At 72.1% G+C, this 26,066-nt stretch carries 24 protein-coding genes; 19 read left to right on the top strand and 5 right to left on the bottom strand.

Annotation, left to right across the window (positions count from 1 at the left end; translation table 11 throughout):
- Positions 1–38 precede the first annotated feature (38 nt).
- The 3 genes from ACWDX9_RS10100 to nagZ all read left to right on the top strand — a co-directional run bounded on the left by ACWDX9_RS10100 (position 39) and on the right by nagZ (position 3,364).
- Positions 39–299: an HPr family phosphocarrier protein gene (locus ACWDX9_RS10100; protein ID WP_192790234.1), complete on the top strand. Its 261-nt coding sequence runs from the start codon at positions 39–41 to the stop codon at positions 297–299.
- On the top strand, positions 296–1,963 hold the full coding sequence (gene ptsP, locus ACWDX9_RS10095; protein WP_449951313.1) for a phosphoenolpyruvate--protein phosphotransferase: 1,668 nt from the start codon (positions 296–298) through the stop codon (positions 1,961–1,963). Before ACWDX9_RS10100 ends, ptsP begins: the two co-directional genes overlap by 4 nt.
- A gap of 72 nt (positions 1,964–2,035) precedes the next feature.
- Complete coding sequence (nagZ, locus tag ACWDX9_RS10090; RefSeq protein ID WP_449951310.1) at positions 2,036–3,364, top strand: beta-N-acetylhexosaminidase; 1,329 nt, start codon at positions 2,036–2,038, stop codon at positions 3,362–3,364.
- Here the strand turns inward: nagZ and atpB are convergent, their stop codons facing one another.
- Positions 3,365–4,165, bottom strand: a complete 801-nt coding sequence (gene atpB / locus ACWDX9_RS10085) for a F0F1 ATP synthase subunit A (protein WP_449951307.1) — start codon at positions 4,163–4,165, stop codon at positions 3,365–3,367.
- A gap of 91 nt (positions 4,166–4,256) precedes the next feature.
- Here atpB and ACWDX9_RS10080 point away from each other — a divergent pair, with 91 nt between their 5' ends.
- The 5 genes from ACWDX9_RS10080 (at position 4,257) to ACWDX9_RS10060 (ending at position 7,643) form a co-directional block, all read left to right on the top strand.
- The gene (locus ACWDX9_RS10080) at positions 4,257–4,931 is read left to right on the top strand and encodes an HAD family hydrolase (protein ID WP_449951305.1); all 675 of its coding nucleotides are present in this window, start codon (positions 4,257–4,259) and stop codon (positions 4,929–4,931) included.
- A gap of 101 nt (positions 4,932–5,032) precedes the next feature.
- On the top strand, positions 5,033–5,542 hold the full coding sequence (locus tag ACWDX9_RS10075) for a DUF6912 family protein (protein WP_449951302.1): 510 nt from the start codon (positions 5,033–5,035) through the stop codon (positions 5,540–5,542).
- A 99-nt stretch (positions 5,543–5,641) separates the two neighbouring features.
- Positions 5,642–6,088, top strand: a complete 447-nt coding sequence (locus tag ACWDX9_RS10070) for a DUF2690 domain-containing protein (protein ID WP_350728426.1) — start codon at positions 5,642–5,644, stop codon at positions 6,086–6,088.
- A 91-nt stretch (positions 6,089–6,179) separates the two neighbouring features.
- Positions 6,180–6,806, top strand: a complete 627-nt coding sequence (locus ACWDX9_RS10065; RefSeq protein WP_449951300.1) for an HAD family hydrolase — start codon at positions 6,180–6,182, stop codon at positions 6,804–6,806.
- 132 nt (positions 6,807–6,938) lie between these two features.
- A complete protein-coding gene (locus ACWDX9_RS10060) occupies positions 6,939–7,643 on the top strand; it encodes an HAD family hydrolase (RefSeq protein WP_449951319.1) in 705 nt (234 codons plus the stop codon).
- Positions 7,644–7,645: 2 nt separating this feature from the next.
- Here the strand turns inward: ACWDX9_RS10060 and ACWDX9_RS10055 are convergent, their stop codons facing one another.
- Positions 7,646–9,157 carry a penicillin-binding transpeptidase domain-containing protein gene (locus ACWDX9_RS10055; protein ID WP_449951297.1) on the bottom strand — a complete coding sequence of 504 codons (1,512 nt, stop codon included), beginning with the start codon at positions 9,155–9,157 and terminating at the stop codon, positions 7,646–7,648.
- A gap of 165 nt (positions 9,158–9,322) precedes the next feature.
- Between ACWDX9_RS10055 and ACWDX9_RS10050 the strand changes: the two genes are divergently transcribed.
- From ACWDX9_RS10050 to ACWDX9_RS10040, 3 genes are read left to right on the top strand one after another with little or no spacing between them, the layout of a single operon-like run.
- Positions 9,323–10,255, top strand: a complete 933-nt coding sequence (locus tag ACWDX9_RS10050) for a LysR family transcriptional regulator (RefSeq protein WP_355190818.1) — start codon at positions 9,323–9,325, stop codon at positions 10,253–10,255.
- Positions 10,252–11,109 (top strand): serine hydrolase, encoded by an 858-nt coding sequence (locus ACWDX9_RS10045; protein WP_449951295.1) that lies wholly within the window; start codon positions 10,252–10,254, stop codon positions 11,107–11,109. Before ACWDX9_RS10050 ends, ACWDX9_RS10045 begins: the two co-directional genes overlap by 4 nt.
- A gap of 57 nt (positions 11,110–11,166) precedes the next feature.
- Positions 11,167–13,134 (top strand): acetoacetate--CoA ligase, encoded by a 1,968-nt coding sequence (locus tag ACWDX9_RS10040; RefSeq protein ID WP_449951293.1) that lies wholly within the window; start codon positions 11,167–11,169, stop codon positions 13,132–13,134.
- Here the strand turns inward: ACWDX9_RS10040 and ACWDX9_RS10035 are convergent.
- On the bottom strand, positions 13,115–14,779 hold the full coding sequence (locus ACWDX9_RS10035) for an alcohol dehydrogenase catalytic domain-containing protein (protein WP_449951291.1): 1,665 nt from the start codon (positions 14,777–14,779) through the stop codon (positions 13,115–13,117). The two genes, ACWDX9_RS10040 and ACWDX9_RS10035, sit on opposite strands and share 20 nt — an antisense overlap.
- Before the next feature lie 88 nt (positions 14,780–14,867).
- On the opposite strand from ACWDX9_RS10035, the gene ACWDX9_RS10030 reads away from it, so the two are divergent.
- The 5 genes from ACWDX9_RS10030 (at position 14,868) to rhaS (ending at position 20,680) form a co-directional block, all read left to right on the top strand.
- Positions 14,868–15,809 carry an AraC family transcriptional regulator gene (locus ACWDX9_RS10030; protein WP_449951288.1) on the top strand — a complete coding sequence of 314 codons (942 nt, stop codon included), beginning with the start codon at positions 14,868–14,870 and terminating at the stop codon, positions 15,807–15,809.
- 152 nt (positions 15,810–15,961) lie between these two features.
- On the top strand, positions 15,962–17,458 hold the full coding sequence (locus ACWDX9_RS10025) for a sugar ABC transporter ATP-binding protein (protein WP_449951286.1): 1,497 nt from the start codon (positions 15,962–15,964) through the stop codon (positions 17,456–17,458).
- Between the two features lie 48 nt (positions 17,459–17,506).
- Complete coding sequence (locus ACWDX9_RS10020; RefSeq protein ID WP_449951283.1) at positions 17,507–18,625, top strand: ABC transporter permease; 1,119 nt, start codon at positions 17,507–17,509, stop codon at positions 18,623–18,625.
- Entirely contained in the window at positions 18,615–19,598 is a 984-nt protein-coding gene (locus ACWDX9_RS10015) for an ABC transporter permease (RefSeq protein WP_449951281.1), read from the top strand. Before ACWDX9_RS10020 ends, ACWDX9_RS10015 begins: the two co-directional genes overlap by 11 nt.
- Complete coding sequence (gene rhaS / locus ACWDX9_RS10010) at positions 19,595–20,680, top strand: rhamnose ABC transporter substrate-binding protein (RefSeq protein WP_355190830.1); 1,086 nt, start codon at positions 19,595–19,597, stop codon at positions 20,678–20,680. Before ACWDX9_RS10015 ends, rhaS begins: the two co-directional genes overlap by 4 nt.
- Positions 20,681–20,683: 3 nt before the next feature.
- Here the strand turns inward: rhaS and ACWDX9_RS10005 are convergent, their stop codons facing one another.
- Positions 20,684–21,349 (bottom strand): response regulator, encoded by a 666-nt coding sequence (locus ACWDX9_RS10005; protein ID WP_449951278.1) that lies wholly within the window; start codon positions 21,347–21,349, stop codon positions 20,684–20,686.
- The gene (locus tag ACWDX9_RS10000; protein ID WP_449951275.1) at positions 21,346–22,653 is read right to left on the bottom strand and encodes a sensor histidine kinase; all 1,308 of its coding nucleotides are present in this window, start codon (positions 22,651–22,653) and stop codon (positions 21,346–21,348) included. The genes ACWDX9_RS10005 and ACWDX9_RS10000 overlap by 4 nt, the downstream gene beginning before the upstream one ends.
- Positions 22,654–22,787: 134 nt before the next feature.
- On the opposite strand from ACWDX9_RS10000, the gene ACWDX9_RS09995 reads away from it, so the two are divergent.
- The 3 genes from ACWDX9_RS09995 to ACWDX9_RS09985 are packed head-to-tail and all read left to right on the top strand — an operon-like array spanning position 22,788 to position 26,028.
- The gene (locus tag ACWDX9_RS09995; protein ID WP_449951272.1) at positions 22,788–23,705 is read left to right on the top strand and encodes an ATP-binding cassette domain-containing protein; all 918 of its coding nucleotides are present in this window, start codon (positions 22,788–22,790) and stop codon (positions 23,703–23,705) included.
- Positions 23,702–25,255 (top strand): ABC transporter permease subunit, encoded by a 1,554-nt coding sequence (locus ACWDX9_RS09990; protein WP_449951269.1) that lies wholly within the window; start codon positions 23,702–23,704, stop codon positions 25,253–25,255. Before ACWDX9_RS09995 ends, ACWDX9_RS09990 begins: the two co-directional genes overlap by 4 nt.
- Positions 25,252–26,028 carry an ABC transporter permease gene (locus tag ACWDX9_RS09985; RefSeq protein ID WP_449951266.1) on the top strand — a complete coding sequence of 259 codons (777 nt, stop codon included), beginning with the start codon at positions 25,252–25,254 and terminating at the stop codon, positions 26,026–26,028. Before ACWDX9_RS09990 ends, ACWDX9_RS09985 begins: the two co-directional genes overlap by 4 nt.
- The last annotated feature ends 38 nt before the right edge of the window (positions 26,029–26,066 follow it).

The raw sequence follows: 26,066 nt of genomic DNA, 5'->3' as shown, positions 1-26,066 counted from the left end.
GGTCCGGCTGGTCTGGACCGGCACCAGAAGGAGGAGTAATGGGTGAGCGCAAGGTCACCGTGGCGGCGGAAGTGGGGCTGCACGCCCGGCCCGCCGCGACGTTCGTCCAGCGGGCGAAGAAGGCCCCCATGGACATCACGGTGACGAAGTCCCACGGCAGCCAGCAGGTCAACGGCAAGAGCATCCTCGCGATCATGGCCCTGGACGTCAGGCAGGGCGAGACCGTCGTGATCAGCGCGGAGGGCGAGGGGTCGGAAGAGGTCCTCGACGAGCTGGCCGCGATCGCCGCGGCGCCATGAACCTGCGGGGGGTCGGGGTCAGCCCGGGCATCGGGCACGGCCCCGCGTACGTGCTGACCGTCTCCGTGCCCGAACCCCCCGAGGGCGCCACCTACACCGGTGAGGCGGATCAGGAGAAGGAGCGCGCGATGGCCGCGCTCACACAGGTCGCGGGAGAGTTGGAGGCCCGGGGGAACCAGGCGGGCGGCGAGGCCGAGGAGATCCTCAAGGCCCAGGCGCTGATGGCCGAGGATCCCGGGCTGGTCGTCAAGGTGCGAACGTTGATCGACCGCGGCCTAGCCGCCCCGAGGGCGGTTTTTGAAGCTTTCACGAAATATCGGCACGTACTGGCCGGGTCCGGGGGCTACCTGGGCGAGCGGGCCGCCGACCTCGACGACATCAGGGACCGCGTGATCGCGCTGCTCTACGGGCACGCCATGCAGGGGCTCCCGGTCGCGCCCGAGGAGCCGTACGTGCTGGTCGCCAGGGACCTCGCGCCCGCCGACACGGCGATGCTGCGCAAGGAGGACGTCGCCGCGTTCGTCACCCAGGAGGGCGGCCCCACCAGCCACACCGCGATCATGGCCAGGGCGATGGGCGTGCCCGCCGTCGTGGCCTGCCCGGGCGCGCTGGAGATCCCGCCGGGCGTCCGGGTGATGGCCGACGGCACGTCGGGAGACGTACACGTCGAGCCGGCCGAGTCCGACGTGGCCGAGGCGGTCGGCGCGGACGCGGCGCGGCAGGCGGCGATCGCCGCGGCCAAAGGGCCGGGCAGGACCGCCGACGGGCACCCGGTTCCGCTGCTCGCCAACATCGGCGGCCCCGCGGACCTCGACGACGCCGTCAACGCCGGGGCCGAGGGGATCGGGCTCTACCGCACCGAGTTCCTCTTCCTCGACAGGACCGGGCCGCCGTCCACGGAGGAGCAGCGGCGGGCCTACCGCGCGGCGCTGGAGGCGTTCCCCGGCGGCAAGGTGGTCGTGCGGACCCTGGACGTGGGCGCGGACAAGCCGCTGGCGTTCCTGCCCGGACCCGCCGAGCCGAACCCGGCGCTCGGTGAGCGGGGGCTGCGCAGGTTCAGGAGATTCCCCGACGTCATGGCGGCGCAGCTCGGCGCGCTCGCGGCCGTCGCCTCCGAGCGGCTCCAGGTGATGGCGCCGATGGTGGCCACGTCCGAGGAGGCCGCGTGGTTCGCGCAGGAGTGCCGGGCCAGGGGCCTGGCGAACGTGGGCGCGATGGTCGAGATCCCGTCGGCCGCGCTGCGCGCCCGCGAGCTGCTCACCCGGGTGGACTTCGTCTCGATCGGCACCAACGACCTCGCCCAGTACGCCTACGCCGCGGACCGCCAGGTCGGCGCCGTGAGCGCGCTGCACGACCCGTGGCTGCCCGCGCTGCTGGACCTGGTCGCCATGACCGCGGCCGCCGCCGCGAGAGCGGGCAAGCCGTGCGGCGTCTGCGGCGAGTCGGCCGCCGACCCGGCGCTGGCCTGCGTGCTCGTCGGGCTCGGGGTCTCCTCGCTGTCGATGGGCGCCGCGGCGCTGCCCGCCGTACGCGCCGTGCTGGCCGCGCACACGCTCGAGCAGTGCGAGCGGGCCGCCGAGGCCGCGCGGGCGCAGACGACGGCGGCTCAGGCGCGTGCGGCGGCCCGTGTGCACCTGTCAGGGCTCACCCGGCTGGGGCTGTAACCGGGGCCACATCCGGCCGTCTTGGTAAAGGGACGGTCTGGTGTGGGTTGTCTCATGGATACCTTTGGAGGCATGCTTCGACGGATCGGTATGGCAGGCCTCCTCGCGATCGCTCTGACAGCCTGCGGCGCAGGCGGCAGCCCGGCGGGTGCGACCCCGACCGGAGGAGGCAAGGCCGCACCGCCCGCGCAGACCCCGCAGACCCCGCAGACCCCGCAGACGACGCCTCCGCAGACGACGCCGCAGAGCCCGCCGCAGGCGCGGCAGGGCGCCGTGGAGCGCGTCCTGGCGAAGATGAGCGTCGAGGAGAAGGTCGGCCAGCTCTTCATGCCCGTCCTGTACGGCACCGCGGCCGACACGGTGTCGGGCGAGAACCAGGCCAGGTACGGCGCCCAGACCCCGGCCAAGGTGATCGCGAAGTACCACCTCGGCGGCGTGATCCTCTTCCCGCACAACATCAAGGGCGTCGGCCAGGTCGTCGGCCTCACCAACGGCCTGCAGCGCGCGTCCAGGGACGTGCCGCTCCTGATCGGCACCGACCAGGAGAACGGCCTGGTGGCCAGGATGTCCGCGCTCATGACCGACTTCCCCGGAGCCGCCCAGATCGGCGCCACCAGGAACCCCGACCGGGCCCGGGCCGTGGCCAGGGCCACCGGCGAGGAGCTGCGCGCGCTCGGCGTCAACCTCGACTTCGCCCCGGTCGCCGACGTGAACGTGAACCCCAAGAACCCGGTCATCGGCCCCCGGGCCTACGGCAACGACCCGGCGCGGGTGGCGAAGATGGTCGCGGCGGCGGTCAAGGGGTTCGGCGAGGCGAAGGTGGCCGCCACCGCCAAGCACTTCCCCGGCCACGGCGACACCGACGTCGACAGCCACACCGGGCTGCCGGTGATCAAGCACACGAAGGCGCAGTGGGAGAAGATCGACGCGCCGCCGTTCAGGGCGGCGATCGAGGCGGGCGTGGACGCCGTGATGAGCGCCCACCTCGTCTTCCCCAAGCTCGACCCGTCGGGCGACCCGGCCACGCTGTCCAAGCCCATCCTGACCGGCCTGCTGCGGCAGAAGCTCGGCTTCAAGGGCGTGATCTCCACCGACGCGCTCAACATGGAGGGCGTGCGCAAGAAGTACAACGACGGGGAGATCGCGGTGCGGGCCGTGCTGGCCGGGGCCGACCTGCTGCTCATGCCGAACGACCTGCCGAAGGCCTACCAGGCGGTGGTGGCGGCGGTGCGGTCGGGCCGGATCTCCAAGGAGCGGCTCGACCAGTCCGTCACCAGGCTGCTCTCGCTCAAGCAGGCCAAGGGTTACCTGACCGAGGCCCCCGCCGCCGACGCGGAGAAGGCGGCCGGCGTGCTGCGCTCCGCGGCGCACCGCAAGCTGGCCGCCCAGGTCACGCGCTAGCTAGTGCGCGCCGCGCAGGCCGCCGGCGATGAACATCCCGGCCAGCATGGCGAACAGGAACGCCTGTAGGAACTGGATGAACATCTCGAACGCGGTCATCACGATCGTCATCAGCACGCCGAGGACGCCGAGCCCCGCGCCCAGCGGGGTGAGCCGCTCGAACAGGAACCAGAAGCCCACCGAGCTGAAGAAGGCCACGAGGATGTGGCCGGCGAACATGTTCGCGAACAGCCGTACGAAGTGGGTGAACAGCGACGTGATGAACACCTCGGCCAGGATCAGCGGGGCATAGAGGCCGTACGCCCAGCCGGGCAGGCCCGGGAGGTGCACGATGCCCCTCAGGTAGCCGCGCACGCCGTGGTGCCGGACGCCGAGGTAGACCTTGATGCCGTACACCATGAGCGCCAGCACCAGGGGGAAGGCGATGTGCGCGGCGACGGGGAACTGGATGAGCGGGACGATGCCCATCAGGTTCCAGATGAGCACGGTCAGGAAGATCGTGAGGAGGAAGCCCATCCATCGGTCGGAGTCGGCGCCGAGGTTGGGCCGGGCGATCTGGTCGCGTACGAACAGGTACGCGTACTCGCCGATGCTCTGCCAGCCGCGTGGGATGATCTTCGGCTTGGCGAACGCGGCCCAGCACAGGGCGATGGCGATGACCGAGCTGAGCAGGGCGATGAGGACCGGTTTGGTGAGCCATTCCGGGCCGCCGGGGAAGATCGGCGCGAACTCGAAGAGTTCCAGTCCCGGGGCGGTCCATCGGTCAGGGGAAGGGGAGGTGATCAGGATCGTCGTCCGCACGGCGGTCCTTTCTGGGTAGCGACTATCGCTGGAAGCACACCTTAACCGGATATATCGGGCGACCTTTTTATGGGGTTTTAACGGTTTATAAGTGCCGGTGACGTTCTATTCTGGAACGGTGCTTACGGGTGTGCTCATCGACTGGGGCGGGGTGCTGACGACCAGCCTTTCCGACTCCATCGCGCGCTGGATCGCGGCGGACAGGATCGACGGCGACCACTACCGCCAGGTGATGCGGAAGATGGTCGACCACGCTTACGGCGACGGTGTCGGCGAAAGCGTCGTCCACGCGCTGGAAAGGGGCGAGATCGACGGCTCCGCCTTCGAGCGCGACCTCGCCGCCCGGCTGCTGACCGTCGACGGGGTGCCGCCCGTGGCCGAGGGGCTGCTGGAGCGGATGTTCGCGGGATTCGAACGCGTTGACGCAATGTACGACATGCTCCGCGACGTACGGAAAAATGGTGTCAAAACGTGTTTGGTATCTAACTCTTGGTCGAATGAGTATCCTCGCGCCGACTGGGACGAGCTCTTCGACGCGATCGTGATCTCCGGCGAAGTCGGCATGCGCAAGCCCGAGCCGCGCATCTACCACCACGCGGTCGAGCTGATCGGCCTGGCCTGCGAGGAGTGCGTGTTCATCGACGACATCGAGGCCAACATCCTGGCCGCCCGCGCGCTCGGCATCGCCGGCATCCATCACCAAGATGCCAACTCGACCATCGAGGAACTCGAGTCTCTCCTCCGTCTCACGCTGCGACGGGCATGATAGAGCCCTTGTACGCCGAGACAGGGCCGCCGCCGAGTGCGGACCTCCATCTCGGCACGCCGAGCTGAGCTCGGCCAGAAAGAAAGCACGAAAGGTTCGTCATGCGCGTCTATCTGCCGTGCACTCTCCCGGCACTGGCCCACGCGGTCGAGTCGGGAGAGCTGGGTCCGGCCCCGCTGACCGGCTACGCGGTGACCCCCGCGCTGACCGAGTGGTACGCCTCGGGCGACACCGAGGAGCTCGAATACGTGGCGCTCACCGAGGCGGCCCGCGCGTCGCTGCGGATGCTGGCCGCCGACCGCGCCGACGGCGCCGAGACCGCGTTCCGGCGCGTGGTGGTCGCCGCCGAGGTGCCGGAGCGCTCGGTCGCCGCCGGAGTCGATCTGGAGGAACGGGCGAGAGTACGCCTCGCCGACCCGATCCCGCTGGCCAAGGTGGCCGCGGTGCACATCGACGACCACGAGGCGATCACCGACATCGAGGCCGCCGTCGCCGCGCTGCCGGCCGCGGACGAGGGCGACGACGACGCGAGATTCGCCGTGGACGGGGCCGAGGCGCACGAGCTCATGTGGTATGCCACGCAGGAGATTTCCGACCTTCTGCGATCATAACGGTGACGTTACATCGATCACACTTCCTTGACCGTTTGGAGCCGGGCCTCGCTAGTGTCGCGATCTAGCAAGTGTTGTTTACGCAAGGAGTCGGTCCAAGTGAAGCTTCGAGTTGCCGCTACTGTCCTGGGAGCCGTCGCGGCGGTCCTCCTGGCGGGCGCGCCCGCGCACGCCCAGGCCAAGCCGGGCGACCACAAGGACCCGTCCAAGTCGGGCTGCTGGAACTCGGCCAAGGTGGTCAAGACCGCCCCCATCAAGAGCCGCCTCGACGGCAACGTCGGAACGATCAAGCTCTGGTGGTCCGGCAAGTGCAAGACCAACTGGGTCGAGATCCGCACGGCCTCCTCGGCGACCGGCACCATCAGCGTCTACGCGGCGGACGGCCGCTACGACCAGTTCCGCTTCAAGGCGGGTAACAAGGGCCGGCACTGGGGCAACATGGTCTGGGCCAACAACATGTGCGCCTGGGGCAGCGCCTCGATCCAGTGGAACGGCGGCCGTGGAGGTCAGAACGGCGCCGGCACCACCGCGAAGGCCTGCGGCTAGCTCTCCCTCCAGGGGCCGTGGCCGGATGGTCGCGGCCCCTGTTCTGGGCGTTCATCGAAACGTCACACGTGCCGTCTAAGCTTGTCGCAACATGACAAAGCACATCATCTGGGATTGGAACGGCACGCTCTTCCACGACATCGACGCCGTGGTGGGGGCCACCAACGAGGTCTTCAAGCCGTACGAGCTTCCTGAGATGACCGCCGACGGTTTCCGCGCGGTCTACACCCGGCCCATCTGGGTCGCCTACGAGCGCATGCTCGGCCGCCCCCTGACCGAGGGGGAGTGGGAGCTGCTCGACGACGGGTTCCACGAGCACTACTTCCGGCTGAGCGACGCCTGCGCGCTGGCCGCCGACGCAGAGCTGGTCCTCGCGAACTGGACGGGCACCCAGTCGCTCTGCTCGATGGCGCCGCACGCGCACCTCGTGCCCAAGGTCGACTCGTTCGGCATCACCCGGCACTTCACCCGCATCGACGGGCTGCTGGGCACCACGGGCGGCGAGAAGGCCGCGCACATGACGGCGCACATCACGGCCCTCGGGATCGATCCCGCCGAGGTCCTCGTGATCGGCGACAGCGTGGACGACGGGCTCGCCGCGCGGCACGTGGGGGCCAAGGCGGTGCTGTACACGGGCGGCATGACGACCCGCGCCGAGCTGGCGAGCATCGGCTTTCCCGTGGTCGACACGCTGGCGGACGCGCTGAATTTCGCGTAAAACCTTCATGCCCGAATCGCCAAGGCGTCGGCCCCGCGTATCGCGCCGGCCGTACCGTAGGTGGACACGAACGGCGGCGCCCGCCGTACCCTATGCAGGGTCACCCCCCAGGAGGCTGCCATCAACCGCCTTGTGCTGTGGAACATCGACCTCACGCTGGTCGACGTCGCCATCGTGACCAGAGACGCCTACGCGGAGGCGTTCCGCGTCGTCACCGGGCGACCGCTGGTCAAACTCGTGCCCCCGCTGGGGCGCCCGGACTCCGAGATCGTCTTCGAGACGCTCGCCGTCAACGGCATCCTGGCCGAGGACGACCATCTGCCCAAGTTCCTGTCGGCGCTGGCCGTGGCCTTCGCCGACCGGCGCGGGCGGCTGGCCAAGGAGGGGCGGGCGCTGCCGGGGGCCAAGGACGCGCTGAAGTCGGTGGCCAGGCTCGACGGCGTGATCCAGACGGTGCTGACCGGGACCATCAGGAGCAACGCCGTGCACAAGCTCAAGGCGTTCGGGCTGGACAAGCACATCGACTTCACGCTGGGCGGGTACGGCGAGGAGGTCTACCCCAAGGCGACGCTGCTGCAGGTGGCGCAGTCCCGGGCCAAGGAGCGCCTGGGCACGCCGTTCACCGCGGCGAACACCGTGGTGATCGGGGACTCCACGCGGGACGTCCAGGCCGCCAAGATCGGCGGTGCGGCGATGATCGGGGTCGCCTCGGGCCGGTCCATGGCGGCCGAGCTACGCGAGGCGGGGGCCGACGTGGTGCTGCCCGACCTCTCCAACGCCTCCGAAGTCGTCGCCGCCGTGGCGGGCCTCACCTCCCCGGTCGGCCGCACCGCCTAGCATCACGTGCCGCCGCCGCCGAGAGTGTTGAGGAAGCGGGCGGCGGCCGGGGCGGCCACGCCGGCGCCGGTGCCCGCGCCCTCGGCGATGACCGCGAAGGCCAGGTCGCCGCGGTAGCCGATGAACCACGAGTGGGTCGGCGGCTCCTTGCCCGACCCGAACTCCGCCGTGCCCGTCTTGCCGGCCGTGCCCTTGGGGAACTGGACGGCGTGGGCGGTGCCGTCCGTCACCACGGCCGGCATCAGCTTGCGCAGGGCCGCCACCACGCCGTCCTCCAGCGGCCGGGGGTTGGTGGGCTGGGCGTCCGGGATCAGCTCCTCCTTGACGAGGGTCGGGGAGATCCAGGCGCCGGAGGCGATGGCGGCCGCGACCGAGGCCATGTTGAGCGGGCTGGCCAGGACGCGGCCCTGGCCGATGCCGGCGGAGGCGAGGTCCGTGTCGTCCTTCGGGTCCGGAAACTCGGCGCGGACCGCGGGCACGCCGGGGGTGATCGGGGTGCCGAAGCCGAAGCTGCGGGCGACCTGGGCCAGCCGGCCGCCGTTCAGCCGGCCCACGCTCATCTCCCCGAACGTCGTGTTGCACGAATGCGCGAACGCGTCCTGGAACGACAGCGTGCCGAAGTCCTCGAAGTCGGCGTTGTGGAACGGGAAGCCGCCGATGTTCTTCTCGGCGGGGCAGGTGACCTGGCGGGACGGCTCGACCCCGTCCGCGACCAGCGCGGAGGCCGTTACGACCTTGAACGTCGAGCCGGGCGGATACTTGCCGAGCAGGGCCCGGTTGAAGCCCCCCGGCTTGTTCACCACCGCGAGGATCTCGCCGGTCGAGGCGCGCAGTGCCACCAGGGACGCCGGTTCCGACACATCCTCCAGGGCCTTGGCCCCGGCGCTGTGGACCTTCAGGTCGATGGTGGTCTGGAGCGGGCGATATCCACTGGCACGGACGACCGTCTGGATGGGTTTGTCCCCCTCGTACAGGTCGATCCGGGAGCGGGCGGGCTTCTTGAAGCGGTCGGGGAACGTCTGCCTGATGCCCTCCACGAGCTGCTGCACCGAGCCGGGCGCGGACGGCGTGTTGATCGCGGTGCCGTCGGCGGCCAGGACCCGCAGCGGGTCGCCCTGCTGGGAGATCACCCGCAGCGAGCGCCCCTTCTTGAGCAGCGGGTGGATGGCGGCCGGCGTCCAGGCGACCTTCCACCTGCGGTCGCGCTCCACGAGCTTGAGCTCGCCGTCGTAGGTCCAGTCCTGCTGGCCGAGCAGCCTGGCGTGGAAGCCGACCTCGTCCCCCGGGGAGGAGGCGAAGACGCCCGTCGGCCTCGGGCGGTTGAAGGACGCCTCGGTGAGCTTGAGGTCGGTGCGGAAGCGCCGGTGCCAGGTCTCGAAGTCGGCGGGCGGGTCGGCCACCAGAGCGCGCATCCCCGCATAATCCTGGGCGGACCAGGCCGAAAGATACTTGTCGGCAGTCTCCTCCGGCGAGCCCTCCGTGCGCAGCGCCCAGATGACGCCTCCCGCCGCCACGACCGGGATCAGGAGCCCCGGAACGATCCATGGCCAGCGGCGGCGCCGTGCGTATATTGTCCCCGTTTGCGGTGCCATGGAGCAGAGGACACCAGAGGGACGGCAAGGGTGTCCAATACTGATATGAGCGCCTTACAGATATAAATCTGGATATAGTGGCTGGTCGTGGACCTCGTCCGGCACCTTCGCTACTTCACCGTCGTCGCGGAGGAACTCCACTTCGGCAACGCCGCCATCCGGCTCGGCATGGCGCAGCCGCCCCTCAGCCAGCGCATCAAGCGCCTGGAGGAGGAGCTCGGCGTGCGGCTGTTCGACCGCTCGGCCCGCCAGGTGCGGCTCACCGAGGCGGGCCGGCTGCTCCTGGGCGAGGCCCGCGAGATCGTGGCCCGGGTGGACCGGCTGCACGAGCTGGCCAGGCAGGGCGAGGGCACGGTGCTCAAGGTCGGCCTCCCGCCCGACCTGGCCGCCGCCGCCATCGCCGCCCTGGTCGCGGGCTTCCGCGAGACCAATCCCGCGGTACGCCTCGCGCCCGCCGAGATCTGGACCGCCGACCAGGTGACGGCGCTGGCCGAGGGGACGATCGACGTCGGCCTCGTCCGCCATCCGGTCGCCGCGCCCGGCCTGCGGTTCGGCCAGGTGCTGGCGCAGCCGCAGGGGGTGCTGCTGGCCGAGGGTGACCCCCTCACCGGAGTCGGCGAGGTGCACCTGGCCGACCTGGCGGGGCGGGAGCTGCTGATGCCGCCCCAGGAGGGCGAGCCGGGGCTGTACGCGGAGATGCTCTCGGAGTGCCGCCGCCACGGTTACGTCCCCGTACAGGTGCACGAAGGCGCCGGGCTGGGGCTGGTGCTGGCGGGCGCGGCGGTGGCGTTCGGGCCGAAGGTGGAGCTCCCGGGGCTGGTGTGGCGGCCGCTGCTAGGCTCGCCGATCACGTGCCGGGTCTCCACCGCCTGGCGCCAGGCGGTGGCCGCCCCGATCGACGAACTGGTCGACGACTTCTCGGCCGTCGCCGTACGCACGCTGAAGGAGAGCGCCGGGATGACGGACGAGGGCGCGGTGTCCGTGCGGCGGATCAGCCGCAGGCCGGGGATGCTCGCATGAGCACGCCGGACTTCGAGGCGCTGTTCCGTGCGGCGGGGGTGCGGGGCTGGCTGTACGCGGCCGACATCGACTCGGGGCGCGAGGTGGGGCACGGGCCGGACGAGCCGGTGCCCACGGCGTCGATGTTCAAGGTGCCGCTGCTGGTGGCGCTCTGCGGGCAGGCCGACGCCGGGCTCCTGGACCTCTCCGAACGCGTGACCGTCACGGCCGGGGACAGGGTCTCGGGGCCGACCGGGCTCTCGGCGATGCTCGACGACGTGACGATCTCGCTGCGCGACCTGGCGTACCTGATGATCGCGGTGAGCGACAACACCTCGGCCGACGTGCTGCTGGGCCGGGTCGGGTTCGAGGCGATCAACACCATGCTGGCCGGGTTCGGGCTCGACGGGACGCGGGTGACGCAGAGCGCCCGGGAGCTCCTCGGCAGCATGGCCGTCGACGCCGGGCACGCGTGGCCGTTCCTGGATCCGGAGGACATCGCGCGGCTGAGCGTGCTCGACCCCGCGCGGGCGAACAGGTCCACCCCGCGCGAGCTGGCCGCGCTGTTCGGGATGATCTGGCGGGACGAGGCGGCCTCGCAGGAGTCGTGCGCCTGGATGCGCGGCGTGCTCAACATGCAGGTGTGGCCGCACCGGCTGGCCTCCGGCTTCCCGTACGACGACGTCGCGGTCAGCGGCAAGACCGGCACGCTGCCCACGTTGCGCAGCGAGTCGGGGGTCGTCGAGTATCCGGACGGCCGGCGCTACGCCGTGGCCGTGTGCACGCGTTCGTTCAGCACCGCGCTCAACCAGCCGCGCGCCGACGCGGTGATCGGCACGGCGGCGCGTATGGCGGTGGACCACCTACGGAGATAGCAAGTTATGTGGGGGTCCGGGTATGACTTTCCCCCCGACGGGCGACAGGATGGGCACATGGTTGCTGAGGGCGAGCTTCTCTGGGAGACGAGCGAAGAGGTCATCGCGAAGGCCGGGCTGACCCGCTACCTGGAGTGGCTGGGACGGCCGGGACCCTATGAGGACGTGTGGCGGTGGTCCGTCGAGCACCCGGGCGAGTTCTGGACGTCGATCTGGGACTACTTCGACGTGGTCGGCGACCGGGGCGACGGGCCGGTGCTCTCCGGGACGATGCCGGACGTCACGTGGTTCGAGGGGAGCACGCTCAACTACGCCGAGAACGCGCTGCGCCGCACCGAGGGCACCGCCGTGGTGTTCGTGTCCGAGGACGGCGCCCGCCAGGAGCTGACCTGGGACGAGCTGCGCGAGGAGGTCGCCCGCGTGCGGGCGGGGCTGGCCCGCCTCGGCGTGCGGCGCGGCGACCGGGTGGCCGCCTACCTGCCGAGCATTCCGCAGGCCCTGATCGCCTTCCTGGCTACCGCCTCCCTGGGCGCGATCTGGTCGGCCGGCTCGCCCGACTTCGGGGTGCCGAGCATCGTCGACAGGTTCAAGCAGATCGAGCCCAAGGTGCTCATCGCGGTCGACGGCTACCACTACAACGGCAAGACCTACGACCGCTCCGACGCCGTCAACGAGATCGCCGCCCAGCTCCCCACGCTGCGCGCGACCGTGTGGATCCCCTACCTGGCGGCGCTCGACGAGGGCCAGGCTCCCCAGCAGGCCGGGCCCGCCGAGGCGCACACCCGGGAGGTGCCGCACGGCGAGGTGATCGGCTGGGAGGGGCTGCGGGCCGAGGAGGGGCCGCTGGAGTTCGAGCGGGTGCCGTTCGGCCACCCGCTGTGGATCCTCTACTCCAGCGGCACGACCGGGCTGCCCAAGCCGATCGTGCACGGGCACGGCGGCGTGGTGCTGGAGCACCTCAAGTCCCTCACCTTCCAGCAGGACATCGGCGAAGGCGATGTGTTCTTCTGGTACACCACCACGGGCTGGATGATGTGGAACTACCTCATCGGCGCCCTGCTGGTGGGGGCCACGCCGGTGCTGTACGACGGCGCGGCCACCTATCCGTCGCCGGCCGCGCTGTGGCGGATCGCCGACTCCGAGAAGGTGACCTACTTCGGGGCCGGGGCGCCGTACATCATGGCCTCGCTGAAGGCCGGGATCCACCCCCAGGGGCTGGAGCGGCTGCGCGGCGTCGGCTCGACCGGGTCGCCGCTGCCGCCGGAGGGGTTCTCGTGGGTGGCCTCGGAGCTGCCCGGGGTCCCGCTGGGGTCGTTCTCCGGAGGCACGGACGTGTGCACGGGGTTCGTCGGGGCGACCATGCTCCACCCGATCAGGGCGGGCATCATCCCGTGCCGGTCGCTGGGGGCGAAGGTCGAGTCGTACGACCCCGCGGGCAAGCCGGTCGTCGGCGAGGTGGGCGAGCTCGTGCTGACCGCGCCGATGCCGTCGATGCCGGTGATGTTCTGGAACGACCCCGATGGCCGGCGCTACTTCGAGAGCTACTTCGACGTCTACCCCGGGGTGTGGCGGCACGGCGACTGGATCAAGATCAACGAGGACGGGAGCTGCGTGATCTACGGCCGCTCCGACTCGACCCTCAACCGGGGCGGCGTCCGGATGGGCACCAGCGAGTTCTACCGGGTCGTCGAGCGGTTCGACGAGATCGCCGACAGCCTCGTGATCGACACCGGGCAGCTCGGGCAGGAGGGGCGGCTGCTGCTGTACGTGACGCTCGCCGAGGGCGCGACGCTGACCGAGACGCTCCAGCGGACCCTCTGCGACGCCCTGCGCAAGGAGCTGTCGCCCCGCCACGTGCCCAACGAGATCCACGCCGTCCCCGGCATCCCCCGTACGCTCTCCGGCAAGAAGCTGGAGGTGCCCGTACGCAAGATTTTGCTGGGCACGCCCGTCGAGCAGGCGGCCAATCCCGACGCCATGGCCAACCCCGAGGTGCTGCGCCACTTCAGTCCGGCAGCAGAATGATCTTGCCGCGCGTCCGGCCCTGCCCGGCCGCGCGGTGGACCTCCTCCAGTTCGGTCAGGGGGCGATACCCGGCCGCCTCGACCGTGAGCTCGCCCCGGTCGACGAGCGCGGCCAGCTCGGCGAGCTGAGCCGGGTCGTTGCGGGCCACGAAGTGGGTGCCGCCCTCGATCGGGGTGGCGATCGTGATCGTCCTGCGCCCGAGTCCGGCCAGGGCGGCGGCGTCCTCCTGGGGGAGCGCGGCCAGGTTCAGCACCACGTCCATGCCGCCGGGGAGCGGCGCGGTCGTGTAGTCGATCACCTCGTCGGCGCCGTACCGCTCGACCGCGGCCGCGCTGCGCGGGCTCGCCGTGGCGAACACGGTCGCGCCCGCGAGCTTGGCGAGCTGGACGGCGAACATGCCGACCCCGCCGCCCGCCCCGTTGATCAGCACCCGCTCGCCACGGGCGAGGCGGGCGTGCTCGTGGATCGCCTGCCAGGCCGTGAGCCCGGCCACCGGGACGGCGGCCGCGTGGGCGAGCGGGATGCTGCGCGGCGCTCTGGCCAGGACGCTCGCGGGCACGGCCGCGTATCCGGCGGCGGCGCCGTCCACCAGGCCGAACACGCGATCGCCCGGGGCCAGGCCCGTCACGCCTTCGCCGATCGCGACGACCGTGCCCGAGACATCCGCGCCGAGCGTGTACGGCAGGCTCACCGGGAGCACCTCGCGCAGCAGGCCCGCCCGCAGGCCGACCTCCGACGGGTTGAAGGAGGTGGCGGCCACTTCGAGGAGGACCTGTCCCGGGCCCGGGCGCGGTGTGGGGATCCGGTCGAAGCGGATCTCGTCCCCGTATTCGTGGATGCGGGCGGCACGCATGGTCTCGGGCGGTTCGCCGGGAACGCGGAACTCCTCGGCGTGGTCGGCCACCCAGGCGCCGAACGTGCGGGGTGCGGCCTTCGTGACCTCCTCGACCGCCGGCGTGACGGGGGCCGGGTGGCGGACGAGGTCCGCCTGGGCCTGGAGCACGCCGTCCACCGCCTGCGGGGGCCAGCCCGTGGCCAGGAGCTCCGTACGGGTCCGGTCGGGCGGGACCTCCTCCCAGCGCGCCGGAAATTTCGTGATCTGGGAGATGATGCGGACCTGGTCGGCCTGGGTGATCGACTCCGGGCCGGTCAGGTCGTGGACGGCGCCGTGGTGTCCCTCCTCCAGCAGCGCCCGTGCCGCCACCGCCGCGAGGTCCCGCTCGTCCAGCACGGGCATGGCGGCCTGGCCGTACGAGCCGCGCACCACCCCCGCCCGCACCCGCGCCGCCCACCGCAGCGCGTTGGCCGCGAAGGCATGCGGGCGCAGGACCGTCCACTCCAGGCCCGACTTCTCGATCAGCCGCTCGACCTCGCGTTCGTGGTCGCGTACCGCGGCGGAGGAGAGGTAGACCACCCGCCGCGCCCGGTGCGCGATCGCGTCGATCACCGCCCGCGCCCCTTCCGCCGTGGCGAACGGCCACACCAGGAACACCGACTCCACCCCGTCGAGCGGCAGCGACCCGGGGTCCGCCAGGTCGCCCTGTGCCCTGCCGAAGGGCCTGACCTCGGCCCCCGCCTCCGTCACCCGCGCCGCCACCAGCCTGCCGACCGTGCCGGTCGCGCCCGTCACCAACACTGTTCTCATGCAGGCCACCGTATGGGCCGGTCGCGAGACAACCAATGCGCCATCGAGCCGGATTTCATACGCGATCGTCCTCTCGTAAGCTTCCTCCGTGGACGTGCTCAGCGACGTGATCGCCCTCATGCGCACCGGCAGCCCCCGATCGGCCCGCGTCGAATGGCGTGCCCCCTGGGGCCAGCGATTCCCGACGGTTCCCGGCTCCGCGGGGTTCCAGGTCGTCCTGCGGGGGTCGGGCTGGTTGATCCGGCCGGACGGCGACCCGATCGCGCTGTCGGTGGGTGACGTGGTCTTCTTCCCGCACGGCCACGGCTACGCCATGGCGGACTCGCCGTCCACCCCGCTCGCCGAGCCCGACTGCGACCCGCTGGACGACGGTCCCGGCCTGTTCGCCTCCGCCACTGTCGATGGGCTCGTTGACGGGCCCGCGGCGACGGTGCTGCTGTGCGGCGGCTACCGTCTCGATCCGGGCCGGGCTCACCCGATCCTGCGCGATCTGCCCGACCTGATCCACCTCCCGGCCGGCGTCGGCCTCCACACCGAGCTGCGCGCCGCCGTCGAGGCCCTGGGCGCGGAGATCCAGCGCCCGCGGCTGGGCGCCGACACGGTGGTGTCGTCCCTCCTGGACCTGCTGCTGCTCTACATCCTGCGGGCCTGGTTCGAGGGGGAGCACGGCCAGTGCTCGGTCGGCGGGTGGGCGCAGGCGCTGGCGGATCCCGGCATCAGCGCCGCGCTGGACGCCGTCCACCGGGATCCCGCCCACCCGTGGACGGTCCAGGAGCTGGGCGCACGGGCGGGGCTGTCGAGGTCGGCCTTCTCGCGCCGCTTCGGCGAGCTGATCGGCCGGCCGCCGCTGGCGTACCTCACCTGGTGGCGCCTGGCCACGGCGGCCCACCTCATGCGCGCGTCCGACGCCCCGCTGGGCCAGATCGCCGCCAAGGTCGGCTACACCTCGGAGTTCGCCTTCGCCAACGCCTTCAAACGGGAGTACGGCGTGGCGCCCGGCAGATATCGCCGCGAGATCTGCCCGGCCTGACTTCTTGCCCCCGCATAAATAGGTTAAAACGTAACAATTTCCGAACGACTTAGGGTGCTTGGGAATCTTGTAATAGCCAGGCATTGACGCTTCGCCACTCGCTGATTTACCGTCCTCCCACCGCTTAAAACGATTTTGCCGGGAGTGCGGCAATGAATGAGACTCCCGTTCTATCCCTTTCGCAGGTCAGCAAGGCGTTCGGTGCGGTGCGCGCCGTACGCGAGGTCTCTCTCGACCTCTTCCCCGGCGAGGTGCACGCGCTCGCGGGGGAGAACGGCGCGGGCAAGTCGACGATCGTGAAAATCCTGTCCGGCGTGCACCGGCCGGACTCGGGCCGGATCCTGCTGGACGGCGAGCCGGTGGAGTTCGGCGGGCCCGCGGACGCGCAGCGGGCCGGGGTCGCCGTCATCTACCAGGAGCCGACCCTCTTTCCCGACCTGTCGGTCATGGAGAACATCTTCATGGGCCGCCAGCCCCGCGGCCGCCTCGGCATCGACCGGCGGGCCATGCGCGCCGGCGCCGCCGAGCTGTTCGAGCGGCTCGGCGTGCCCCTCGACCCCGACCAGCCGGCCCGCGGCCTGTCGATCGCCGACCAGCAGCTCGTGGAGATCGCCAAGGCGCTCTCACGGCAGGCGCGGGTGCTCGTCATGGACGAGCCCACCGCCGCCCTGTCCGGCACGGAGGTCGCCCGGCTGTTCGGCGTGGCCCGCACGCTGCGCGCGCAGGGCTGCGCGCTGCTGTTCATCTCGCACCGGCTGGAGGAGATCTTCGAGCTGTGCCGGCGGGTCACCACCCTGCGTGACGGCGCGTACGTGGCCGAGGACCTGGTCGCCGACATCACCCCCGACGACCTGGTACGCCGCATGGTCGGCAGGGAGCTGGAGGCCCTGTTCCCCAAGCGGGAGACGGAGGCCGGCGAGGTCGCGCTCAAGGTGCGCCGGCTCACCCGCGAGGGCGTCTTCACCGACGTGTCCTTCGAGGTGCGGCGGGGCGAGATCGTCGCGCTGGCCGGGCTCGTCGGGGCCGGGCGCAGCGAGGTGGCCAGGGCCGTGTTCGGCATCGACCGGTGGGACGCGGGGAGCGTCGAGGTGGACGGCAGGCGGCTGCGGCCCGCCAGCCCCACGGCGGCCATGGCGGCGGGGCTGGCTCTGGTGCCCGAGGACCGGCGGCAGCAGGGCCTCGTCATGGACCTGTCCATCGAGCGCAACATCGGGCTCGCCGGCCTGGCCGACGTGCGCCGGGGGCCGTTGGTCTCCCGGGCGGCCGAGCGGGAGCGGGCCAGGGACTGGGCGGTGCGGCTGCGGCTGAAGTTCGCGCGGCTGACGGACGCCGTGAACGTGCTGTCCGGCGGCAACCAGCAGAAGGTCGTGCTGGCCAAGTGGCTGGCGCGCCGGCCGTCGGTGCTCATCGTGGACGAGCCGACCCGCGGGATCGACGTGGCCACCAAGGCCGAGGTGCACCGGCTGCTGTCGGAGCTGGCGGCGAGCGGGGTGGCGGTGCTGATGATCTCGTCCGAGCTGCCCGAGGTGCTGGGGATGGCCGACAGGGTGCTGGTCATGCACGAGGGGCGGCTGGCCGCGGAGATCCCGCGCGCGGACGCCACCGAGGAGAGCGTGATGGCCGCCGCCACCGGAAGGAGCCGCGCGTGACCGCCACCGGAAGGAGCCCGGCGTGACCGCCACCGGAAGGAGCCGCGCGTGACCGCCACCGCCACCAGGACCGAGCCCGTGCGGCGCAACGGCGGGCGGCGGCTCGTGGACCGCGTCGCGCGGGTGCGCGAGCTCGGCATCGTCGTCGCGCTGGGCCTCCTCTTCGGCGTCACCGGCGCCGTCAACCCGTCCTTCCTCACCTATGCCGGCCTGCGCGACATCCTGCTGAACTCCGCCATCGTCGCCATGCTCGCCGTCGGCCAGACGCTCGTGGTCATCACCAGGAACGTGGACCTGTCCGTCAGCTCCGTGGTGGGGCTGTCGGCGTTCGGTGGCGCGCTGATCCTGGCCGACCACCCGGGCGTGCCGATCCCGGTCGTGATCGCGGGCTGCGTGGTGCTCGGCGCCCTGTGCGGGGCGGTCAACGGGCTGCTCGTCGGGGCGGCCAAGGTGCCCGCGCTGGTGGCCACCCTCGGCACCCTGTACGCCTTCCGCGGCATCGACTTCGCCTGGGCCGGCGGACGCCAGGTGAACGCGGCCGACATGCCCGACGGCTTCCTGTCCCTGGGGACGCGCTCGGTGCTCGGCGTGCCGCTGCTCGCGCTGGTCGCCCTGGTCGTGCTGCTGGCGGTCGGGTGGATGCTGGGCAACCTGCGCGCCGGCCGCGAGCTGTACGCCATCGGCTCCAACCCCGAGGCGGCCGTGCTGGCCGGGATCCGGGTGCGAAGCAGGATCGTCGCGGCGTTCGTGGCCAACGGGGCGCTGGCGGGGCTGGCCGGGGTCATGTGGGCGGCCCGCTTCGGCACCGTGGACGCCACCGTGGCGACCGGCAAGGAGCTCGACGTGATCGCCGCCGTCGTGGTGGGCGGGGTGGCCATCTTCGGCGGCAGCGGCACGGTGTACGGGGCGGCGCTCGGGGCACTCCTGCTGACCGGCATCACCAGCGCGCTGGCCGTGCTCCGGGTGGACGCGCTCGCCCAGACCGCCATCAACGGCGCCCTGCTGCTGGCCGCCATCGTCCTCGACCGCGTGCTCGCGCTCCGCGTCGCCGCGGCCCTGCGCCGCCGCAGATTCCACGACCCCGCCGAACCGGACGACCGCCCAGACCCCGCCGATCCTGTGGATCCCGCCGATCCCGCTCCCGGGAGGACCGCCGATGGCAGCTGATCTCGCTCGGATGGCGCGCCGCTGGGAGGGGCTCATCCTCGTGCTGCTCGTCGGCGTGAGCGTCTGGGCCTCGCTCGGCGTGGACGGGTTCGCGAACGGGTCCAACGTCTCCTTCCTGCTCCTCGACACCACCGAGATCGCCCTCATGGCCCTGACCATGACGCTGGTCATCGTGGCGGCCGAGATCGACCTGTCGGTGGCCTCCACGCTGGGCCTGTCGTGCGCGGTGCTCGGCTGGCTCTGGAACGCGGGGCTGCCGATCGAGGCGATCATGCCCATCTGCCTGCTGGTGGGCGCCCTGTGCGGCGCGTTCAACGGGCTGCTCGTCACCCGCCTCGGCCTGCCCTCGCTGGCGGTCACCATCGGGACGTTCGCGCTGTTCCGCGGCCTGGCGTACGTCATGCTGGGCGACCAGGCGGTGGCCGACCTGCCGCCCGCGTACACGAGCCTGGCCACCGCGTCCATCGGCCCGATCCCGCTGGCGTCCGTGCTGGTCGGGGTGCTGGCGGTGGTGGCGGCCACGCTGCTGCACGCGACCGGGCTGGGCCGCTCGATCGTCGCGCTCGGCTCGAACGTGGAGGCCGCCTACTTCGCGGGCGTCCGGGTCAAGCGGATCAAGTTCTGGCTGTTCGTGGCCTCCGGGGTGATGGCGTCGCTGGCCTCGCTCGTCTACACGTTCCGCTACGCCAGCGCCAGGGCGGACAACGGCGTCGGGCTCGAACTGGCCGTGGTGGCCGCCGTGCTGCTCGGCGGCGTGTCGATCTTCGGCGGTCGCGGCACGCTGCCCGGAGTCCTCATGGCGGTGCTGCTGCTCGGCGTCGTGCGCAACGCGCTCATCCTCGCCGACGTGGCCAACGAGGTCCTGAACTTCGTGACGGGCCTGCTGCTCGTCGCATCCGTGCTGGCGCCGAACCTGGGGGCGGTATGGCGGCGGCGCACCTCACCACAAGTGGAAGGGAAGTCCGTTTCATGACAACGCGCACCCCTTGGCGGCCGACGGCGCTCCTCGCCGGACTCGTCCTGCTGACGGCCGCCTGCGGCGGAACCACCAAGAGCGACGTGGCACAACAGTCCTCCGCCTCCGCCACGGCCGCCGCGTCCTCGGCCCCGGCCGTGGATCCCAACGCCCCGCTCAAGCAGGGACTGAAGATCGCGTTCCTGCCCAAGCAGGTCAACAACCCCTACTTCACGATCGCTGACGGCGGCGGGATCGCGGCCGCCAAGGAGTTCGGCGGCGAGGGCAAGGAGGTCGGGCCGTCCGACGCCAGCGCGTCCTCGCAGGTCTCCTACATCAACACGCTGATGCAGCAGAAGCAGGACGCCATCGTCATCTCCGCGAACGACCCCAACGCCGTCGTGCCCGCGCTCAAGCAGGCCAGGGCCGCCGGGGTGAAGGTCGTCAGCTATGACTCCGACACCGCTCCCGAGGGCCGCGACGTGTTCGTCAACCAGGCCAGCCCCGAGGACCTGGGCCGGACCGAGGTGCAGTTGCTGGCCGAGCAGATCGGGCACAAGGGCAAGATCGCCGTGCTCTCCGCCACCCCCAACGCGACGAACCAGAACACCTGGATCGACTTCATGAAGGACGAGCTCAAGAAGCCCGAGTACAAGGACATGGAGCTGGTCAAGGTCGCCTACGGCAACGACGACGACCAGAAGTCGTTCACCGAGACGCAGGGGCTGCTGCGCTCGTACCCGGACCTGGCGGGCATCATCTCGCCCACGACCGTGGGCATCGCCGCGGCGGCCCGCTACCTGTCGGACTCGCCGTCCAAGGGCAAGGTCAAGCTGACCGGGCTCGGCACCCCCAACCAGCTCAGGAAGTTCGTCAAGGACGGCACCATCGAGGCGTTCGAGCTGTGGAACCCGGCCGACCTCGGCTACCTGGCCTCGTACGCGGCGGCGGCGCTGGCGTCGGGGCAGATCACCGGGGCCGAAGGGGAGAAGTTCAAGGCCGGCAAGCTCGGCGAGTACACGATCGGGGCCAAGGGCGAGGTGCTGCTGGGCAAGCCGACCGTGTTCAACAAGGACAACATCGACAAGTTCGACTTCTGACGCTCACGTCCGGCCGCGCGGCACGACCAGGCCCGTCTCGTACGCCATGACGACGGCCTGGGTCCTGTCGCGCAGGCCGAGCTTGTTCAGCACCCGGCTCACGTGGGTCTTGACCGTCTCCTCGGTGACCACCAGCCTGGCCGCGATCTCGGGGTTGGACAGGCCCTCGGCGACCAGGCGCAGGACCTGCGTCTCGCGCGGGGTCAGCGCGGACAGCGCCTCCGCCGCCGGCCCCGGGCCGCCCATGCGGGCGAACTCGCTGATGAGGCGGCGGGTGACGGCCGGGGCCAGCAGCGCCTCGCCGGCGGCGATCACGCGTACGGCGTCGAAGAGGCGCTCGGCCGTGACGTCCTTGAGCAGGAAGCCGCTGGCTCCGGCGCGCAGGGCGTCGTAGACGTACTCGTCCAGGTCGAACGTGGTCAGGATGAGCACCCTCGGCCCGCCGCTGAGGCGCCTGGTGGCCTCGATGCCGTCCATGACCGGCATGCGCACGTCCATGAGCACCACGTCGGGGGACAGCTCGCGGCAGACCCGCACCGCCTCGGCCCCGTCGGCGGCGGTGCCCGCGACCTCGAAGTCCGGCTGGGTGTCGAGCAACTCGGCGAACCCCGTCCGCACCACCAGATGGTCGTCGGCGATCACGATCCTGAGCCTGCCGGGCCCGCTCATCCGCCCTCCTCGTCCCGTCCGGGCAGGCGGGCCTCGACGAGGAACCCGCCGCCCTGGGCGGGGCCCGTGCGGAGCTCGCCGCCGACGGCCGCGGCCCGCTCCCGCATCCCGGACAGGCCGTGTCCTCCCTTTTCCGTGTCCGACGGCCCCGGGCCGTTGTCGCGGACGAGCAGGCGCAGGTCGGGGCCGGTGTAGTCGAGCTCCACGTCCACGGCGGCCCCGGGCGCGTGGCGGCGCGCGTTGGTGAGCGCCTCCTGGATGATCCGGTACGCGGCCAGCTCCACGCCGGGATCGAGCTCCACCGGCGAGCCCCGCAGGACGAGCCGGGTGGTCGTCCCCGACGCCTCGCGCGACCCGTCGAGCAGCTCGTTGAGCTCGTGCAGGCGCAGCCCGGGCTGGGGGTGCCGGGCCGAATCGGCCTCGGCGTCCTCGCGCAGCACGCCGAGCAGCCGCCGCATCTCGGTCAGCGCCGCCCGCGCGGTGTCGCCGATGGCCAGCAGCCGCTCCGCGCCCGCCTCCGGCATGCCCGGGACGGCCAGCCGGGCGGTCTCCGCCTGGACGGCGACCATGGAGATGTGGTGGGCGACCACGTCGTGCAGCTCGCGGGCGATGCGGGCGCGCTCACCGCGGGCGGTGTGCTCGACCAGGCTGTCGGCCATGACCTGCCGGGCGGCGGTGTCGGCCCGGGCCCGGCGCCGGGCCCGTACGGCGATCCCGGCCAGCGCCAGCGCCGGGGCCAGGCAGGCGAGCAGCAGCGTGAGCGCCCGCACGCGCTCGCCGGGCCCGATCACCACCGCCAGCACCGGGTACGGCACCGCGAGGAGCACGGCCGCCGCCGGCGCACCGAGGCGGCCGGCCCGGTAACCGGCGATCAGCTGCGCCGCCGCGCCCGCCACGGTCAGCGTGTGGAAGGCCAGGACCGACAGCGCGCCCGCCCCGGTCGCCAGGAGCGCCGCCAAGGACGGCTGGGCCCACAGGAGGGGCAGCGGCAGCGTGGTGGCCAGCGCGAGCAGGGGGAACACCATGAGGAGCAGCGGAGCCGCGCCGTCACCGGCCGATGGCAGCGCGTCGGGGCTCACGGGCTGACCGCCCACCGGCGCGCTCACGGTCTCCGAGAGCGCGGGCGCGCTCCCGGACTGCACGACCGACTCGGCCACCGCGAGCACCGCCAGGGCCACCCCGAGCACGATCGGCAGCTGCCGGGCCGCGGCGGGACCGTACGGCACGGCCGCCCCGATCCGGCGCGCCCACGCGAGAGGCACCGCGACGATACGGCTCCACCTCCGGTCCTGCACTCGTTCCACCAGGTCATTGTCCCGGGCGCGGGCAATTGTGGCATCCCTCGTAAGAGGGACGAGGCGTAGCTGGCGCCAGTGACGCCGCAGATCGCTCCGCCGCGTGACGACCCGGGCCCGGCCCGCTGCCTAGTCTGCCTGCCGTGGAAGCAACCATCGAAGTCAGCGGCCTGCGCAAGCGGTTCGGCCAGACCCGGGCGCTGGACGGGATGACGTTCACCGTGCTGCCCGGCCAGGTCACCGGGTTCGTCGGGCCGAACGGCGCGGGCAAGTCCACCACCATGCGGGTGGTGCTCGGCCTGGACGCGGCCGACGAGGGCCACGCCCTGGTCGGCGGGCGCCCGTACGCGAGCCTGCGCAGCCCGCTGAGCCACGTCGGCGCGTTGCTGGACGCGGCCGCGCTGCAGCCGGGCCGCACCGCGCGCAACCACCTCCTGTGGCTGGCCCACTCCCAGGGGCTGGGCGCCGGGCGGGTGGACGAGGTGATCGAGCAGGTCGGGCTGACGCCGGCGGCCCGGCGCCGGGCGGGCGGCTACTCGCTGGGCATGCGCCAGCGCCTCGGCATCGCCGGCGCGCTGCTCGGCGACCCGCCGGTGCTCATGCTGGACGAGCCGTTCAACGGCCTCGACCCCGAGGGCATCGTGTGGATCCGGGGCTTCCTGCGGTCGCTGGCCGCGGAGGGGCGTGCCGTGCTGGTGTCCAGTCACCTGATGAGCGAGCTCCAGGACACCGCCGGCCATCTCGTGGTGGTGGGCAGGGGCCGGGTCGTCGCGGACACCAGCGTGGCCGACCTGATCGCGACCGCCTCACGGGACCGGGTCACGCTGCGTACGCAGGCGCGTCCGGAGGCGATGTCGGTGCTGGCCGCGGCCGGAGGCACCGTGACCGTCATCGATCGCGACACGCTGGTCGTCTCCGGGCTGGCGTCCGAGCACATCGTGCGGCTGCTCGCCTCGCGGGCGGTGCCGTTCTCCGAGGTGGCGGCCCACCGGGCGTCGCTGGAGGAGGCGTACCTGGACCTCACCAGGGACGCGGTCGAGTTCAAGGGGGCGGCGCGATGACCGCCGTGACCCCCTACCGCTCGGGCCTGCGGGCCGGGCGCGACGGCTTCGCGCAGCTGCTGCGGGCCGAGTGGACCAAACTCCGCACGGTACGCGGCTGGATGGCGGGCCTGACGCTGACGACGCTGCTCATCGTCCTGCTCGGGGTGCTCTTCGCGACGGGCAGCCGCTCCTCCTGCATGAACGGGCCGATCGAGGTGCCCTGTCCCGCGCCGCCGACCGGGCCCGGCGGCGAGGCCGTGGAGGACCGGTTCTACTTCGTGCACCAGCAGCTCGACGGCGACGGCAGCATCACCGTACGCGTGAACAAGCTGACCGGGCAGCTCCGCAAGCCCGACGTGACCCCCGGCGTCCGGAACGTCGTCCCCGGCGTCACGCCGTGGGCCAAGGCGGGGGTCATGATCAAGCAGAGCGTCCGCCAGGGAGCCGCGTACGCGGCGGTGATGGTCACCGGGAGCCACGGGGTGCGGATGCAGCACGACTTCACCGAGGACGTGGCGGGGCGGCCCGGCGGGGCTCCGCGGTGGCTGCGGCTGACCCGTACCGGCGAGACGATCGTCGGCGAGGAGTCGGCCGACGGCTCGCGGTGGACCAGGGTGGGCACCGCCCGGATGGCGACCGGGAGGGTCCGCGTCGGGCTGTTCGCGGCCTCTCCGGGCGACCTGACCGTGACCTCCAACGTGATCGGCGGGGCCGCGACGGCCTCCCGTTTCGCCGAGGTCACCGCCGACATGGACCAGGTCAGCGTGCGGGGTGTGGCGGCCGGGGGCACGTGGACCCGCGACGACATCGGCGTCACGCTCGAGGTCGACGGCACCCCGCACCACCCGGGCGGGCTCACGCGCTCCGGTGACACGTTCAGGGTCACGGGAGTCGGCGACATCGCGCCGGCCCTGGAGGGCATGCCCGCCGAGCGCGTCCTGACGGGGGTGCTGGCGGGGCTGGTCGTCGCCATCGTGGTCGCGGTGTCGTTCGTCACCGCGGAGTACCGGCGCGGGCTCATCCGCACCACCCTGCTGGCCGCCCCGCGGCGCGGCCGGGCGCTGGCGGCCAAGGCCGTCGTGATCTCCGTGGCGGTCTTCGTCTTCGGGCTGGTCGCCGCCGCCGTCACGGTGCCGGTCGGACGGGCTCTCCTGGCGGGCAACGGCAACATCCTCGCGCCGCTGGCGCCGCTCACCGGGCTGCGGATGATCGCCGGGACCCCCGCGCTGCTCGCCGTGGTGGCGGTCTTCGCGCTCGCTCTCGGGTCGCTGTTCCGGCGCAGCGCGGTGGCCGTCATCGCGGCCATCGTGGCGATCGTCGTCCCGTACCTGCTGGCGACCGCGTCGCTGCTGCCCGACGAGGTGGCGCGGTGGCTGCTGCGGCTCACTCCGGCGGCGGGCTTCGCGATCCAGCAGAGCACGGTCACGTACGAGCAGATGACCGCCCGGTTCGCCCCGGCGGAGGGCTTCTTCCCGCTGCCGCCCTGGGCGGGGTTCGCGGTCCTGTGCGCGTACGCCGCGCTCGCCCTGGCCCTGGCGGCCCACCGGCTGCGCCGGAGGGACGTATGAGACGCGAGATACACGCCGAGTGGACCAAGCTGCGGACGGTGGCGGGGCCCGGGTGGCTGCTGGCCGGGGCGGTCGTGCTGACCGTGGCCCTGAGCGCCCTCGCGGCGGCCGTCGTGTCCTGCGCGACGGCGGGCTGCGGGCAGGACGCGGCCAGGATCAGCCTCGTCGGGGTCCAGCTGGGCCAGGCGATGGTGGCGCTGCTGGCCGTGGTGGCGGTGTGCGGCGAGTACAGCACCGGCATGATCCGCACCAGCCTCACCGCGATGCCGCGCCGGGCCACCGCCCTGGCCGCCAAGGCGGTGGTGGTCGGCGGGCTCACGCTGGGCGCGGGGATCCTCGCGGTGCTCGGGTCCGTGCTGGCGGGGCGGCTCCTGCTGCCGGGCAGCGGCTTCACGGCCGCGCACGGCTACCCGCCGCTGTCCCTGGCCGACGGGCCGACCCTGCGCGCCGCCGTGGGCTCGGTCCTCTACCTGGTGCTGATCGCGCTGCTCAGCCTCGGCCTGGCCACCGCCGTCCGCGACTCGGCCGCGGCCTCCGGGGTCGTGATCGGGCTCCTGTACGTGTTCCCGGTCGCGATCCTCATGGTCGCGGACCCCGAGGTGCGGCGGCTCCTGTGGACGCTGTCCCCGACGAACGCCGGGCTGGCCGTCCAGACGACCGTGGATCTCGTGTCCCTCCCCATCGGACCGTGGGAGGGCCTCGGCGTCCTCGCCGCGTGGTCCGCCGCCTCCCTCGTGGGGGGCGGTCTGCTCCTCCGGTACCGCGACGCGTGATCGAATAGCGAATAAAGCGGAAATGCCGGTATTTACCG

It is taken from the genome of Nonomuraea sp. NPDC003201 (assembly GCF_053590415.1).
Note: the sequence above shows the minus strand (reverse complement) of the source record. Positions and strands in the feature narration are given on the sequence as shown.

Excerpts from the sequence above, each read along its gene's own strand:
- ACWDX9_RS10100 (WP_192790234.1), top strand. The coding sequence starts at position 39 with ATGGGTGAGCGCAAGGTCACCGTGGCGGCGGAAGTGGGGCTGCACGCC.
- ptsP (WP_449951313.1), top strand. The coding sequence starts at position 296 with ATGAACCTGCGGGGGGTCGGGGTCAGCCCGGGCATCGGGCACGGCCCC.
- nagZ (WP_449951310.1), top strand. The coding sequence starts at position 2,036 with ATGCTTCGACGGATCGGTATGGCAGGCCTCCTCGCGATCGCTCTGACA.
- ACWDX9_RS10075 (WP_449951302.1), top strand. The coding sequence starts at position 5,033 with ATGCGCGTCTATCTGCCGTGCACTCTCCCGGCACTGGCCCACGCGGTC.
- ACWDX9_RS10065 (WP_449951300.1), top strand. The coding sequence starts at position 6,180 with ATGACAAAGCACATCATCTGGGATTGGAACGGCACGCTCTTCCACGAC.
- ACWDX9_RS10045 (WP_449951295.1), top strand. The coding sequence starts at position 10,252 with ATGAGCACGCCGGACTTCGAGGCGCTGTTCCGTGCGGCGGGGGTGCGG.
- ACWDX9_RS10040 (WP_449951293.1), top strand. The coding sequence starts at position 11,167 with ATGGTTGCTGAGGGCGAGCTTCTCTGGGAGACGAGCGAAGAGGTCATC.
- ACWDX9_RS10035 (WP_449951291.1), bottom strand. The coding sequence starts at position 14,779 with ATGAGAACAGTGTTGGTGACGGGCGCGACCGGCACGGTCGGCAGGCTG.
- ACWDX9_RS10025 (WP_449951286.1), top strand. The coding sequence starts at position 15,962 with ATGAATGAGACTCCCGTTCTATCCCTTTCGCAGGTCAGCAAGGCGTTC.
- ACWDX9_RS10015 (WP_449951281.1), top strand. The coding sequence starts at position 18,615 with ATGGCAGCTGATCTCGCTCGGATGGCGCGCCGCTGGGAGGGGCTCATC.
- rhaS (WP_355190830.1), top strand. The coding sequence starts at position 19,595 with ATGACAACGCGCACCCCTTGGCGGCCGACGGCGCTCCTCGCCGGACTC.
- ACWDX9_RS10005 (WP_449951278.1), bottom strand. The coding sequence starts at position 21,349 with ATGAGCGGGCCCGGCAGGCTCAGGATCGTGATCGCCGACGACCATCTG.
- ACWDX9_RS09990 (WP_449951269.1), top strand. The coding sequence starts at position 23,702 with ATGACCGCCGTGACCCCCTACCGCTCGGGCCTGCGGGCCGGGCGCGAC.
- ACWDX9_RS09985 (WP_449951266.1), top strand. The coding sequence starts at position 25,252 with ATGAGACGCGAGATACACGCCGAGTGGACCAAGCTGCGGACGGTGGCG.